This window comes from Erwinia sp. E602 (assembly GCF_018141005.1).
Classification (GTDB): domain Bacteria; phylum Pseudomonadota; class Gammaproteobacteria; order Enterobacterales; family Enterobacteriaceae; genus Erwinia.
The window spans coordinates 130504-144460 of record NZ_CP046581.1 but is presented as its reverse complement, the minus strand read 5'-3'; the positions used below and the strand labels follow the sequence as shown (position 1 = coordinate 144460).

General features: G+C 60.6%; 13 protein-coding genes, 1 pseudogene and 1 riboswitch. Of the genes and pseudogenes, 9 read left to right on the top strand and 5 right to left on the bottom strand.

Features of this window, described 5'->3' with window-relative positions; genetic code table 11:
- Positions 1-62: 62 nt before the first annotated feature.
- The 5 genes from GKQ23_RS00635 to GKQ23_RS00615 all read left to right on the top strand — a co-directional run bounded on the left by GKQ23_RS00635 (position 63) and on the right by GKQ23_RS00615 (position 4223).
- On the top strand, positions 63-800 hold the full coding sequence (locus GKQ23_RS00635) for an HPP family protein (RefSeq protein WP_212408337.1): 738 nt from the start codon (positions 63-65) through the stop codon (positions 798-800).
- 145 nt (positions 801-945) lie between these two features.
- Positions 946-1065, top strand: a riboswitch (TPP riboswitch).
- Between the two features lie 142 nt (positions 1066-1207).
- Positions 1208-2140: an FAD-dependent oxidoreductase gene (locus GKQ23_RS00630; protein ID WP_056237679.1), complete on the top strand. Its 933-nt coding sequence runs from the start codon at positions 1208-1210 to the stop codon at positions 2138-2140.
- Entirely contained in the window at positions 2137-2334 is a 198-nt protein-coding gene (gene thiS / locus GKQ23_RS00625) for a sulfur carrier protein ThiS (RefSeq protein ID WP_056237681.1), read from the top strand. The genes GKQ23_RS00630 and thiS overlap by 4 nt, the downstream gene beginning before the upstream one ends.
- A 3-nt stretch (positions 2335-2337) precedes the next feature.
- A complete protein-coding gene (locus tag GKQ23_RS00620; RefSeq protein WP_056237684.1) occupies positions 2338-3096 on the top strand; it encodes a thiazole synthase in 759 nt (252 codons plus the stop codon).
- 155 nt (positions 3097-3251) lie between these two features.
- Positions 3252-4223, top strand: a complete 972-nt coding sequence (locus tag GKQ23_RS00615; protein ID WP_212408336.1) for a HesA/MoeB/ThiF family protein — start codon at positions 3252-3254, stop codon at positions 4221-4223.
- Between the two features lie 244 nt (positions 4224-4467).
- Here GKQ23_RS00615 and fhuE read toward each other — a convergent pair whose 3' ends face one another.
- From fhuE to GKQ23_RS00600, 4 genes and pseudogenes are all read right to left on the bottom strand, one after another.
- Entirely contained in the window at positions 4468-6654 is a 2187-nt protein-coding gene (gene fhuE, locus GKQ23_RS00610) for a ferric-rhodotorulic acid/ferric-coprogen receptor FhuE (protein WP_212408335.1), read from the bottom strand.
- 306 nt (positions 6655-6960) lie between these two features.
- Positions 6961-7095 (bottom strand): hypothetical protein, encoded by a 135-nt coding sequence (locus GKQ23_RS24035; RefSeq protein ID WP_256442786.1) that lies wholly within the window; start codon positions 7093-7095, stop codon positions 6961-6963.
- Positions 7096-7191: 96 nt separating this feature from the next.
- A pseudogene (locus GKQ23_RS00605) lies at positions 7192-7940 on the bottom strand (SDR family oxidoreductase).
- A 25-nt stretch (positions 7941-7965) separates the two neighbouring features.
- Entirely contained in the window at positions 7966-8928 is a 963-nt protein-coding gene (locus GKQ23_RS00600; protein WP_056237692.1) for an Rpn family recombination-promoting nuclease/putative transposase, read from the bottom strand.
- Positions 8929-9276: 348 nt separating this feature from the next.
- Between GKQ23_RS00600 and rbsK the strand changes: the two genes are divergently transcribed.
- Genes rbsK through GKQ23_RS00585 form a run of 3 tightly spaced genes read left to right on the top strand, consistent with a single transcriptional unit; the run spans position 9277 to position 12541 of the window.
- Positions 9277-10191, top strand: a complete 915-nt coding sequence (gene rbsK / locus GKQ23_RS00595; protein ID WP_056237694.1) for a ribokinase — start codon at positions 9277-9279, stop codon at positions 10189-10191.
- Between the two features lie 8 nt (positions 10192-10199).
- Positions 10200-11525 carry an L-fucose:H+ symporter permease gene (fucP, locus tag GKQ23_RS00590; RefSeq protein ID WP_212408334.1) on the top strand — a complete coding sequence of 442 codons (1326 nt, stop codon included), beginning with the start codon at positions 10200-10202 and terminating at the stop codon, positions 11523-11525.
- A complete protein-coding gene (locus GKQ23_RS00585; protein ID WP_212408333.1) occupies positions 11522-12541 on the top strand; it encodes an aldose 1-epimerase family protein in 1020 nt (339 codons plus the stop codon). The genes fucP and GKQ23_RS00585 overlap by 4 nt, the downstream gene beginning before the upstream one ends.
- 125 nt (positions 12542-12666) lie before the next feature.
- Here GKQ23_RS00585 and GKQ23_RS00580 read toward each other — a convergent pair whose 3' ends face one another.
- A complete protein-coding gene (locus GKQ23_RS00580; protein ID WP_056237699.1) occupies positions 12667-12999 on the bottom strand; it encodes a hypothetical protein in 333 nt (110 codons plus the stop codon).
- Between the two features lie 260 nt (positions 13000-13259).
- On the opposite strand from GKQ23_RS00580, the gene GKQ23_RS00575 reads away from it, so the two are divergent.
- Positions 13260-13874 carry a TetR/AcrR family transcriptional regulator gene (locus GKQ23_RS00575; protein WP_212408358.1) on the top strand — a complete coding sequence of 205 codons (615 nt, stop codon included), beginning with the start codon at positions 13260-13262 and terminating at the stop codon, positions 13872-13874.
- The last annotated feature ends 83 nt before the right edge of the window (positions 13875-13957 follow it).

The following is a 13957-nucleotide window of genomic DNA, read 5'->3' as shown; positions in this document are numbered from 1 at the left end:
GAGGATCGGCGAGAATCAGCGCGCTAAACAATAAGAATTTCCTATGACCGGACGCCTGCAAAATGAATCGCACCTCCACGCTGCCTGCGCAGCTACGCCTTTTCCTTGGCCGCTTCTGGCCACACCCGCTGGCCGTGGCCCGCAAACAGATGCTCCTCGCCAGCCTCGGCGCAGGTATCGGCCTGGCGATCACCAGCCTGTTCAGCCACTGGCTGCTCGGCGAAGTGAACCTGTGGTTTGTCGCCCCCATGGGCGCGTCCGCGGTGCTGCTGTTTGGCGTGCCAAACAGCCCGCTGGCGCAGCCGTGGTCGGTGGTGGGCGGTAACGTGCTCTGCGCGCTGGTTGGCGTGACCGTCGGCCAGTGGATCGCCATGCCGGCACTGGCCTGCGGCGTGGCCGCCGCGCTGGCGATCGTCCTGATGTTTAAGCTGCGTTGCCTGCATCCGCCGGGCGGCGCGGTGGCGCTGACCGCGGTGATCGGCGGGCCGGCGATCCATCAGCTGGGCTACGGTTATGTCCTTACCCCGATCCTGCTCAACTCGCTGTCGCTGGCGCTGCTGGCGATTGTATTTAACAACCTGGCCGGCCGCCGTTATCCGCATCCGCTGGCCGCTGCGGAAGCCAGACCCGCGCCGGTGGTGGTGAACGTCTCCATTACCCGCGCCGATCTGCACGAAGCGCTGCTGGCCGGTGAGCTGCTGGACATCGATGAAGATGACCTGCAGGAGGTGCTGCAGCACGCGGAGCAGATTGCCCGGCGTCGGCAACAGCAGTCTGGCCCGGAACGCCGCGCGGCGTAAGGCGCATGAACGTGCTACTGCGGTCCGCCGCCCGGAACAGCCATCGCGGCTGAGCATATCGATCGGCCGGTAACGTTTCAGGCCGTATCCGCGGCAGCAAAATCTGACATCGTGCTTGACGGCGCGGCAGCAGATAAAATACAAATAGAACCGTCAGGGGAGTCTCGCCAGAGAGACTGAGAGGCTGGTAGCGATTATCGCGGCCCGGCGACCCTTAGAACCTGACCCAGTTGATACTGGCGTAGGAAGACGCGTTGCTTTGCCCCGCAGAGCAACCTGATGCGCTGGTCAACTTCGCCTGCCCGCGCGTACTCTCCCTGCCTTATCACGGGTCCTCTTTTAAACGAGGCCAACGTGAATTCTTCTGTAATTTATCCTGCATCTGTTCCTTTACGGACGCCTGCGCCATGAGCCGCTGGTCGGTTATCGGCGACGGCGTCAGCGGGCTGTGCGTCGCCACCGCGCTGGCCGAACGCGGCCAGTCGGTTGAGGTGATCGTCGATGAGTCCCGGCGTCCGGCGTCGCACTGGGCCGGCGGCATGCTCGCGCCCTGGTGCGAGGGCGAAAGCGCCCCCGATGAGGTGACCGAACTCGGCCAGCGCTCGGCCCCCTGGTGGGCGGCGCGCGTCGACGGCGTGCAGCATCAGGGCACGCTGGTGGTGGCCCCGCCGCGCGACGCGCCGGATCTGAACCGCTTTGCCCGCGTCACCCACGCGCATCAGTGGGTCGATCCCGGCGAACTGGAACCCCATCTTCAGGGGCGGTTTGCCCGCGGTCTGTTCTTCGCCGGTGAGGCTCACCTTAATCCGCGTGACGCCATGAACCAGCTGCGCGACAGGCTGCAGCGGTCCGGCGTGGCGTTTCACAGCGGCGGCCCCACCGGCCGGGTGATCGACTGCCGCGGCATTCACGCCGCCGACGCGTTAGCAGGCCTGCGCGGCGTGCGCGGTGAAATGCTGATCCTGCAGACGCAGGAGCTGCAGCTGTCGCGCCCGGTGCGCCTGCTGCACCCGCGTTTTCCCTGCTATCTGGTCCCACGCGCCAGCGGCCACTTTATGCTCGGTGCCACCATGGTAGAGAGCGATGACGCCAGTCCGATCAGCGCCCGCGCGATGATGGAGCTGCTCAGCGCCGCCTGGGCTATCCACCCGGCGCTGGCCGAGGCGCGGATTATCGAAAGCGGCACCGGCCTGCGCCCGTCATGGCCGGATAACGTTCCCGCCATTCGTCACCTTAACGGCCGCTGGTACGTCAACGGCATGTATCGCCACGGTTTTCTGCTCGCGCCGGTAATGGCGGAGAAACTGATGCAACACCTTACCCAGGACAACCTGTTATGAAAATTCAACTCAACGGACAGCGGATCGACACCGCCGCCACCACGCTGGCCGCGCTGCTGGCGGAGCAGCAGATCGACGCCAGTTGCGTGGCCAGCGCCCTTAACGGCCAGTTTATCCCGCGCGCGCAGTATGCTCAGCAGATCCTGCACGAGGGCTGCGAGCTGGAAGTCCTGTCACCGATGCAGGGGGGCTGAAGCATGTTTTACGACTTTACACCGCGGTCACGTTTCCTGCTCGGCACCGCCGGGTATCCTTCGCCGGCGATACTGACCCAGGCGGTCGCCGCCTCCGGCTGCGAAATTATCACCGTCAGCCTGCGCCGCGAAGGCAGCCAGGGCGGCGCGTTCCGCGAGATCCTGCAGCAGATGAACATGCGCGTGCTGCCCAATACCGCCGGCTGCCATACGGTGAAAGAGGCGGTGACCACCGCGCAGATGGCGCGGGAAGTCTTCGGCACCTCGTGGATCAAGCTGGAGGTGATTGGCAACGCCGATACGCTGCAGCCTGACCCGTTTGCGCTGGTCGAAGCCGCGCGCATCCTCTGCGCCGAAGGCTTTCAGGTGTTTCCCTACACCACTGAGGATCTGATCGTCGGTGAAAAACTGCTGGAAGCCGGCTGCCGGCTGCTGATGCCGTGGGGCGCGCCGATCGGCTCCGGCCAGGGGCTGCGCAATATCGACGGGCTGCGTGCAATGCGCGCCTGGTTCCCGGATACGCCGCTGATTATTGATGCCGGCATCGGTGCGCCGAGCCAGGCCGCGCAGGCGATGGAGCTGGGCTTCGACGGTATTCTGCTGAATACGGCGGTGGCGAAGGCGCAGGATCCGGTGAAGATGGCGGCCGCTTTTGGTGCGGCGATCCGCGCCGGCCAGGACGCGCATCAGGCGGGGCTGGTTGAGCGGCGCGATATGGCCGCCGCCTCGACGCCGGTGTTCGGGCTGGCGCAGTTCAGCTGAGTGGCACTACCGGTTCAGCGCGGCGTGCGGCCATGGCGGCACCGTTCAGGCTGGCATGACGGCTGAACTGCGATGCGCAGAGCCGTGTGCGCGTAACCGCGGCAATGGGTAAGCAGCGCCGCCACAGGGCGGCGATTAATCGGGGATCGGGACATATGAGTCGTTATCAACGGCAGTCGATGCTGCCGGAAGTGGGCGAGGCCGGGCAGCAGAAGCTGGCGCAGGCGCGGGTGCTGGTGGTCGGTGCCGGCGGGCTGGGCAGCACGCTGCTGCCGCTGCTGACCGGGGCCGGGGTGGGTTATCTTCGCCTGTACGACGGCGACGTGGTGGAAGAGCATAATCTGCACCGGCAGACGCTGTTTACGCTGGAGGATATCGGCCAGCCGAAAGCGCTGCGGACGGGTGATGCGCTGCGGGCGCGTAATCCCGACTGTGAGGTTGATGTCCGGCTGCAGGCGCTGAGCGCCAGCGGCGTTGAAGCGGCGCTGCACGGCATCGATCTGGTCGTCGACGCGGCAGATAACTTTGCCATCACCTATCAGCTGTCGGACGCCTGCCAGCCGCGCGGCATTCCGCTGGTCAGCGCGTCGGTTCTCGGCCGCCAGGGATACGTGGGCGGCTTCTGCGGCGGCGCACCCAGCTATCGCGCGCTGTTTCCGCAGCTGCCGAAAGCGGCGGGCAACTGCAACACCGCCGGGGTGATGGGCCCGGCGGTCGCCACCCTCGGCGCGCTGCAGGCGCAGATGGCGCTGAGCGTGTTGCTCGGCCTGCAGCCTTCGCCGCTCGGCTGCCTGCTCAACTGCGATTTTGTGCAGTGGCACTTTCGCCGCTTCCGCTTCGATGGTGCTGAAGAACCGGCTGCGACGGCGGTGCCGTTTATCGACCGCCAGCTGCTGGAGGCAACGGATTGCATCGTTGAGCTGCGCGGTCATGAAGAGGCGCCTCAGAGCATTGCGGCAGAGGAGGAAGTGGTGCGGCTGTTGCCGCCGCAGCTGGCCGCCTGGCAGCCGCCCGGCGATCGACGTATCGTGCTGGTGTGCGCCAGCGGCATCCGCGCCGCGCAGGCCGCGATGCAGCTGGAGCAGCGCGGGTTTACCCGGCTGGCGATTATCGCCGCGAACCGCTGAGCAGAGCGGATCCCGCCACAGAAACCGCATAGTAAGTACTGAGAAGGTGAGCGTGGGTCTTTATAACAGATGGAGAGAGAAAGACGGCCTGCGCTGCCTTTAAGGTTATCGGGTGATCTGGCGTTTTTTCAGGAGAATGAACAGATCAGGGGGGGGGCGCAAAGTGAGGCATCTGCTTCCGCCGCTCAGTGCGTCTCATCGCGACAGGGCAGGTTTCCCCGGGGCAAACCGGGGGAACAACGTGTCAGAACTTGTAGCTCAGGCTGACCGAGACGTTACGCGGTTCGCCGTACACCGCATAGTCGCTGGTGTAGGCGTAATATTCGCGATCGAACAGGTTGTCGACGTTAGCCTGCACGCCCAGCTGCTTCGTCACCTGATAGCGGGCAAACAGGTTCGCCAGCGGGTAGCTGCCCTGGAACACCCGCTGGGTGTCGCCGGAAGGCCCCGTGGCGTCCTGGTAGGTGCGATCCTGCCAGTAAACCCCGCCGCCGACGGTCAGCTGCGACAGCATCGGCAGGTTGTAGCTGCTGAACAGTTTAAAGGTGGTCTGCGGGGCAAAGGCGTTGGGGCGCGCGCCGCTGGCGTCTTTTGCCACGTAACGCGCCGCGCCAAAGGTCATCTGCAGGTTGTCGGTCAGCGCGCCGTTCAGTTCGAACTCCGCGCCCTTGCTCACCACGCCTTTTGCAGCGTAATACGCCTGTTCGCTGGAATCTCCCACCGTCTTATCGCCGTCGGCCTGTGCCAGATTGTCCTGCTCAATGCGGAACACGGAAAGGGTGGCGGTCAGGCGACCGTCCAGCCACGCCGACTTCAGACCAGTTTCATAGTTTTTGCCGGTGGCCGGTGCCAGGTAGTTGCCGCCCACGGTGCGCGAGGTCTGCGGCTGGAAAATTGAGGTGTAGCTGGCGTAAGCCGACCACGACTCGTTGAGGTCGTAAACCAGCCCGCCGTAAGGCGTCAGGTTGCTCTTGCGCATTGCGGCGGTGGTGCCGTTGGCGCTGTACTGCGTGTAGCGCGCGCCGAGGATCAGCGCCAGCGGATCGGCCAGCGAGAAGCGCGCGGCGGTATAAGCTGATTTCTGGCGGATCACATCATCAGAGGTGACCGACCAGTCGCCCCACGCCGGTTCAGCCACGTTGCCATCCCAGCCGTCGCCGAAGGCCGCCACATCCTCCGCATTAGATGCGCTGTAATAGACGTTGCTCTGGCGGCTGTAGCTGACGCCGGTCAGCAGCTGATGCTGGCGGCCCAGCAGCTCAAACGGCCCGCTGGCAAAGCTGTCCACCGAGTCCAGCCTGCGTTTTCCCTTATCCAGGCTGCCGTAGCCGGACATCCCTTCTCCGCTGGTGATATCCGGGAAGCCGGAGCTGTAGAGCAGCCTGCTGTCGAAGGTGGTTTCGCTGTGGGTGCCGTTAACGCGCAGGGCCCAGCCGTTGCTGAAGTCGTGGCTGGCGGAGGCCAGCAGCTTGCGCGACTCAAGGTAGTAGTGGGTCCAGTCGGCGGCGGAGTTAGTGCTGCGATCGTAACGGGTGCGCGAACCGTCGCTGTACCAGGTCGGCAGCCCGCCCCAGGTGGGACTGGCGGTGCTGCTGTCTGAATAGTCATAGCCCAGCGAGAGGGTGGTGCTGTCACCCACGTCGGCGTCGACAACGGCGTAGAGGAACTTTTTGCTCTTGTGGTAGCGATCCAGCCAGCTGTCCTGGTCCTGATAGCCGGTGACCACCCGGCCGCGCACGCTGCCCGCCTCATTCAGTGGGCCGGAGAGATCGGCCACGTAGCGCTGTCTGTTCCAGCTGCCGTAGCTGGCGGATAACGCACCGGTAAAGGTTTTGCTGTCGGCGCGCCTGCGTACCATATTGACCGACGCGCCCGGGTTACCGGCACCTGTCATCAGCCCGGTCGCACCGCGCACCACCTCAATGCGCTCGAAGGTGGCGGTATCGCCGGCGGCATCGCCGAAGTTCCACTCGTCGCTGACCGAGGTGGGAATATCGTCAAAGGTGTAGTTATTGATGTAGAAGCCACGGGAGAAGTAGCTGACGCGCTCGCTGTCGATAATGTACTGCGAAACGCCGGTGGTGTTATTCAGCACGTCGCCGATGGTATCCAGCTGCTGATCCTGCATGCGTTGTTGTGTGGTCACGCTGACCGACTGCGGCACGTCGCGCGGCGTCAGCAGCATTCTGGTGCCGGCGCGGGTGGTTTTTACGCTGTAGTCCTGCTGCTCCTGCCCGACGTCTGCCGCGCCAGCGCTGCTGGCGTTGACCACCATTTCCGCCGGGGCTGCAGCAGCCCCGGTGGTATCCGCAAAGGCCGCCTGTGCAGGCGTAAAGCTGGCGCAGATGGCCAGCGTCAGCAGTGACTGACTCAATGGATGAGTGCTGACGAACCCTGGCACACCAGCGCCGGTTTCCCTGCAATTGAACATGGTTTTTCCCCGTAAAAATCAGATTAGATAAGCGATGCCGGTTGTTTTTATTATTCCGTCGGTCCCGTTTTCCTGTACTGAACGGCGTCACCGGGCATAAAGCGTAAGAGAAGCACGAAATGAGAATTCGAATGATAATTATTTGTTTTTATCACGTCATGGTGGGATTTTGCTGTAATTGTAAATAAATGTAAACAAAAGGCTTATCAGTATCTTATACGGTCCGTCCACCGGGTGTCTGAACGCCACCGATTACGCGGTGAAAAATAGCGTTTGGTCAGAAAGCCATCCGAACCGCCGGAAAATTTACCGGATTACCGGGCGGTGTTCATCAGCCTGTGACGCCGTATACAGGCGGCATCGTGCAGAAAGGGATGACAGCGTGGAGAGAAGGGCGATGACGTCGTTATGGCCCGCGGTGGTTCTGCCAATGGTTTTCATTATTTCTCCCTATACTCCTTGAAAGATTGTTTTATTATTTTTTGTATCTGGAAATATATTTATTCAGATTTGACGAACTTCATTTAGCGTGAGCTATCACTTCCCCCCGGCCAGATCAAGAAAACTCCCGGTGACGTAGGACGCCTTTTCTGACAACAGCCAGGCAATCGCCTGGGCCACCTCTTCCGGCTGGCCGCCGCGCTGCATCGGCAGGCTGGCCTTAACCCGATTGACCCGGTCCGGTTCACCGCCGTCGGCATGCATATCGGTATAGATAAAACCGGGCCGTACCGCATTAACGCGGATGCCCTGGCCTGCCACTTCTACCGCCAGGCCGGTGGTCAGCGTATCGATGGCACCTTTTGATGCCGCATAATCAACATATTCATGGGGAGAGCCGAGCCGCGAGGCGGCAGAGGAGACGTTGACGATCGCGCCACCCCGGCCGCCGTGGCGCAGCGCCATACGTTTAACCGCTTCGCGGGCGCAGAGAAAACTGCCGGTGACGTTGGTGGCCAGCAGGGCGTTGATACGCTGTGCGGTCAGCTGCTCGATGGTCGCCTGGGGCTTCATCATCGCGGCGTTGTTAACCAGCCCGGTCAGTGGCCCCAGCTCGCGGTCGATCTGCTGAAATAGCGCTACCACCCGATCCTCCTGCGCGATATCCACCTGCACGGCGATGGCGGTGCCACCGCCGGCACGGATCTGCGCGACGACCTCCTGCGCAGCCGCGTGATTTGACTGATAGCCAATGCAGATATGATGTCCCTCCGCCGCCAGCTGTAGCGCGGTGGCGCGGCCAATACCGCGCGATCCCCGGTAATTAAGGTGATTTTAGATTGCATCATTCTGGCCCTCAGTCAACCCGGTCTACACGTTCAGTGACAACACATACTCTTTTCTGAACCCGGTTACGCTCATCACTTTTTCTACCGATAAACCGCTGCGAAGTAAAGAAATGGCAACTTCCTTTAACGCTTCGAAATGACCTTCTTCGCGACCTTTTTCACGCCCTTCTTCACGCCCCTCTTCACGACCTTCTTCACGACCTGCTTTGAAACCCTTTTCGTGGCCGATTGCTTCCAGTTGTTCTGCAATAGTCATCAGTTGCTCCTTGTGTCTGGGTAAGTGTTCTGCCAGTCGGCGTACAAAGGCTGCCGCATCATCGGCGCTTCCCGCCTGCAGAATGTAGTGGGTTAGCGATAAGAACAGCGCTTCGTCAGTACTTTCATCACGTAGCGCGTCAATCAGAGTATCCAGTTTTTCTGACAAGTTTTGTTTCCGAATATGCTTTTGGATCAACATCAGTGCGGAAAGCGGGCCATGTTGTAGCATTTCTTCATCCGGAATCACGGTGACGTCAACCAGTGGAAAAATGCCGTTGTAAAGCTCTGACGCCAGCGCGGGGTCATCAAACTCCTCAGCCCATTCGAGCGGGCCGGGGTAGGGCGACTCGCGACCGTTGTAATAGAGCACCGGCACCACCAGAGGCAGCGTTCGGTGACCAGTATCCAGATGTTTCTTCATTGCGGCGATGGCATAACGCATCATTCTGAACGCCATCAGGCGGTCGGGTGAGCTCTGATGCTCGATCAGCACATAAATGTAGCCTTCGCCGTTGCTGGTGCGCAGGCTATAGAGAATGTCGCAAAAGTACAGGCTGAGTTCGTCCGCAATAAACGAGTCTGGCTCCCGACGGAGCGTGCTGAGATCGCAGTTTTCCAGCAACGCCGGCGGTAAATAGTGTTGAATAAAATCCCGGGCGATTTCAGGCCGTGAAAGGAACTGCCGAAAGATGGCGTCATGGGGTGAAGTGGTCCGTTTATGTCTCATCAAAGGCTCCTTTTTTTTAGTGTCTATGTGGAGTCTATTGGAGTTATGTGGAAATAAATATCCGTAAAACGTCCATTATGGCTTGATACCTTCGTTATTGAGCACGTCATGACAGATACCGGTGTAAGTCAACCCTGCCGACTATCCTCGGTCTCCCGGCAGTTTTCGTATGATCCCTACAGAATGAGATGTTGTTAAAATTCTCACATTTCACTTTCTCTGCACTCAGACTATTTCTCTAATTCACTGGTTTATCAGTGGCGATCTCTGTCACAAATCTCACATCTCATCGTTGTTGTTGTGATTTTAATAACATTTAATGGGAAAAATTTCGCACGGAGAGAAATGATGTCTGTCGCTGTTATCGGTTCCAATATGGTCGATCTGATCACCTACACTAATACCCTGCCAAAAGCCGGGGAAACGCTGGAAGCGCCCGATTTTGCGCTGGGCTGCGGCGGCAAGGGCGCTAACCAGGCGGTGGCCGCCGCGAAGCTGGGCGCGGAGGTGATGATGGTCAGTAAGGTGGGGGAGGATCTGTTTGCCGCCAACACGGTTGCCAACCTGCAGCGCTACGGCATCAACACGGCGCACGTGACCGTTGCCGCCGGCACCTCCAGCGGCGTGGCGCCGATATTCGTCGACGATCGCTCACAGAACCGCATTCTGATTATCAAAGGTGCTAACGCCCGGCTGGCCCCGGCGGATATTGACGCGGCGGCTGAGCAACTCAAACGTTGCCGGTTAATCGTCCTGCAGCTGGAGATCCCGCTGGCCACCGTCTATTACGCCATCGATTTCGCCCGCCGGCACGGCATTCAAATTATCCTCAACCCGGCACCGGCCGTCGCCGGGCTGGATATCGATTACGCCTGCCAGTGCGACTTCTTTATGCCGAATGAGACCGAGCTGGAGATCCTCACCGGCCTGCCGGTTGAAACGGAAGAACAGGTGCTGCACGCCGGACAGACGCTGCTGGCGCGCGGGCTGAAAAACCTGATTATCACCCTCGGCGGCCGCGGTTCGGTGTGGATGCACGGCGACAGGGTGCACCGCGAAGCGCCGGTGCCGGTGCAGGCCGTCGACACCAGCGGCGCGGGCGATGCCTTTATCGGCTGCTTTGCTCACGGGCTGATGCAGCACGGCGACGTGGCGCAGGCGATGCGGTCAGCCTCCGCTTACGCCGCCCTCAGCGTCACCGGGCGCGGAACCCAGTCTTCGTATCCTGATGCCACGACCTTTCATCGCTTCCTTAACGCCTGAGGTTTACCATGCACACGAACATTGTCCAGCAGCCCGACGGTTACCTGAATAAGACGCCGCTGTTGCAGTTTATCCTGCTGTCGTGCCTGTTTCCGCTGTGGGGCTGCGCGGCCAGCCTGAATGATATTCTTATTACCCAGTTTAAAAGCGTGTTCGAACTCAGCGACTTTGCCAGCGCGCTGGTGCAGAGCGCCTTCTACGGCGGCTACTTCCTGATCGCCATCCCGGCCTCGCTGGTGATCCGCAGCAGCAGCTATAAAATCGCCATCCTGATCGGGCTGGCGCTGTATATCGCCGGCTGCGTGATGTTCTACCCGGCCTCGCATATGGCGACCTACACCATGTTCCTGGCGGCGATTTTTGCTATCGCCATCGGCCTGAGTTTTCTGGAAACGGCGGCCAATACCTACAGCTCGATGATTGGTCACCGCGATCACGCCACGCTGCGCCTTAACATCAGCCAGACCTTCTACCCGGTCGGCGCGCTGATGGGCATCGTGCTGGGCAAGTATCTGGTGTTTCAGGAGGGCGACAGCCTGGAGAGCCAGATGGCAGGCATGAACCCGGAACAGCTGCACCAGTTCCGCCTGAGCATGCTGGAGCACACGCTGGAGCCGTATAAGTACCTGGTGATGGTACTGGTGGTGGTGATGGTGCTGTTCCTGCTGACCCGCTACCCGCACTGCAAACCGCAGAGCGTTGACAACAAACGCCCGGGGCTGGGTGAAACCTTCCGCTACCTGGCGAAAAACCGCCACTTTAAACGCGGCATCGTGGCCCAGTTCCTCTATGTGGGGATGCAGGTAGCGGTCTGGTCGTTCACCATTCGCCTGGCGCTGACGCTGGGGGCAGAGAACGAACGTCATGCCTCTAACTACATGATCTACAGCTTTATCGGCTTCTTTATCGGTAAGTTCGTCGCGAACTTCCTGATGACCCGCTTCCGGGCGGAGAAGGTGCTGATCGCCTATTCGATAGCGGGCGTGGCCACGCTGCTCTACGTGATGCTGGTGCCCAACTTTACCGCGGTCTATGCGGCGGTGCTGGTCAGCGTGCTGTTCGGACCCTGCTGGGCGACTATTTACGCCGGTACGCTGGCAACGGTGGACAATAAGTATACCGAAGTGGCCGGGGCCTTTATCGTGATGGCGATCGTCGGCGCCGCCGTGATCCCTGCGGTACAGGGGCTGGTGTCGGATTCTCTCGGCTCGATGCAGCTGGCGTTTGGCGTGTCGCTGCTGTGCTTCGCCTGGGTCGGGGCCTTCTTCTACGGCGAGCTGCGTCATAAAAAGCCGGGTGCTGCCGCCGTTAACGCCGTGGAGGCCACGCGATGAAAACGATTCTGCCTTTACACGCCGCCCTGTTCGCTGAAACACCGCGGGTGCTGCTGAGTAATGACGCGTTCAGCGTTGAGCTGTTCCGTTATCCGTCCGGTATTGAAGCGGTAAAGCTTATTAACAGCCGCGGTACGGTAACCGTGCTGCCGTTTTACGGTCAGATGGTCTGGGACGCCAGCTTCGACGGGCACACCCTGACCATGGGCAGCGGCTTTAAGCAGCCGCTGCCGGGTAAAGATATCGTCGACACCTACGGCTGTTTCGCCTTCCACTCCGGGCTGCTGGCCAACGGCTGCCCGTCTCCGCAGGACAGCCACCCGCTGCATGGAGAGATGGCCTGCACGCGGATGGACAGCGCCTGGATTGAGCTGGAAGAGGGGGCGCTGACGCTGCGCGGTGAAGTCGAGTATATCAAGGGCTTCGGGCACCGCTACCGTGCGGAGCCGGCGGTAACGCTGCTGGCCGGGCGGCCACGGTTGCGTATGACCATGGCGGTGACCAACCTCTCCGGCAACCCGATGCCGCTGCAGTACATGTGCCACATGAACTACGCCTGGGTGGCCGGGGGCCACTTCAGCCAGAGCATCCCGGAGGGCGCATTCCGGCTCCGAACCTCGGTGCCTGCGCACGTGCGCCCGACGCCGCAGTGGCAGGCGTATACCCGCCAGCTGGCTGAGAAGCCCGAGGGGTTCGACGGGCTGCACCGGCCGGAGATGTGTGACCCGGAGATCGTCTTTTTCGCCGACGATCTGCCGCAGTACGGTGAACAGGTGACCTTCAGCCTGACCTCGCCGCAGGGCTACGGGTTCTCTACCACCTTCGACACCGCGCAGTTCAGCCACGCCACCCGCTGGCTGCTGCACAATGCCGATCAGCAGGTGGCGGCATTCGTGTTGCCCGCCACCTGCCGGCCGGAAGGCTACCTGGCGGCAGAACGCGCCGGAACGCTGCTGACGCTGGCGCCCGGAGAATCCCGGCAGTTTGAAGTGGAGACCGGGTTAACCGAGGCGTAAATCCGCTACCGCCGGCGGGCTGACAGCTGCGTCAGCCGCCGGCATTTTCTGACGCTAACCGGCAGTGCAGTGGGACAGGGCACCCCTTCACACCGCAAGGCATGAACGGATAACCTCAGAGGAAGTTACAATCCTGCCTGCATCCGCCGACGGCAGGTTTCCGCATCCAGATTCGCCGCCCGCTGCTCGTCGGGCGTCAGGGTCTGCCAGACGCCAGCGACTTTTTTACCGAGGTCGGGAATATATTCGGTTCTGTGCAGCGCGTAATCGGCATTACCGTCTTCTATCACCCGCTGCATATCCTGAACAAACTGACGACTGTCATCGTGAGAAATCGTGCAAAAAACGGCGGCGTACCAGGCTTTATCTTCAGCAGAGTGGTGCGGAATTAACCACCAGCCCAGCAGGGCGCAACATAACAGAGCCGGTATAACAATACGAAAATTAAACAATGACATAATTAAACCTGAATTAAAAAAAGAGTCGCCGGCCTGAATAAATAAGGTTCATCAGCGGGCTGATGATGTTTAATTCTACAACAGCAGCGATGCGGCAGCACTATATCATAGTGAGAATAGCGGGAAAAAATAATGGTAGCCGGCACCATGCCGTAATTAGGTGACGGTCGCCCACGCCGCACCGCCGGTAAAATCTGGCTGAATCTCCAGCACAAGTACGTTATCATCGCCACATTAAACGACATAAAAGAGCCGCGATGATGAATACACCGCAGAAACCGCCAGCCAGCAGAGATCGGGGGCGCCCGCGGGAGTTTGATACCGATCTTGCGCTGGACAGCGCGATGCTGGTTTTTCGTCAGAAGGGCTATCACGCTGCATCCATTGCCGATCTCAGCGAGGCAATGGGGTTAACGGCAGGCAGCATTTATAAGGCGTTTAAAGACAAGCGCACGCTGTTTCAGACCGTATTCGAACGCTATATTTATCATCGCGGTAAAGATCTGCGTGATCGGCTGGACCGCTATACCAGTGGCCGGGAAAAACTGGCCGAACTGCTGCAGTTCTATCTGGACTCGGCGCGGGAAGTTGAAGGGCGTCGCGGCTGCCTGGTGGTGGGCAGCGCGGTCGGGCTGCAGGTGTTTGACGATGAGCTGGCCGGGCAGATTCGCCAGGCCGTATTACGCAACAAAAGCTTCCTCACTTCGCTGATCCGTCTTGGACAGGAGGATGGCTCGATCGCCGCGGAAATCGCCGCCGGGACGGCCGCCGGGCTGATTCTGTGCATGATTTTTGGTATGCGGGTGGTGGGAAAAATTGAAGACAACCCGGACGAATCAGACACCATCCAGATGGCATTAAAAATACTGAACTGAGAAACAAACCACGCGCTGCGTCAGGCTGAAAAGCGGGGGCTGAATTAGATTTTTCGCTGTATAATGTGTTGTGCATCGGGCGT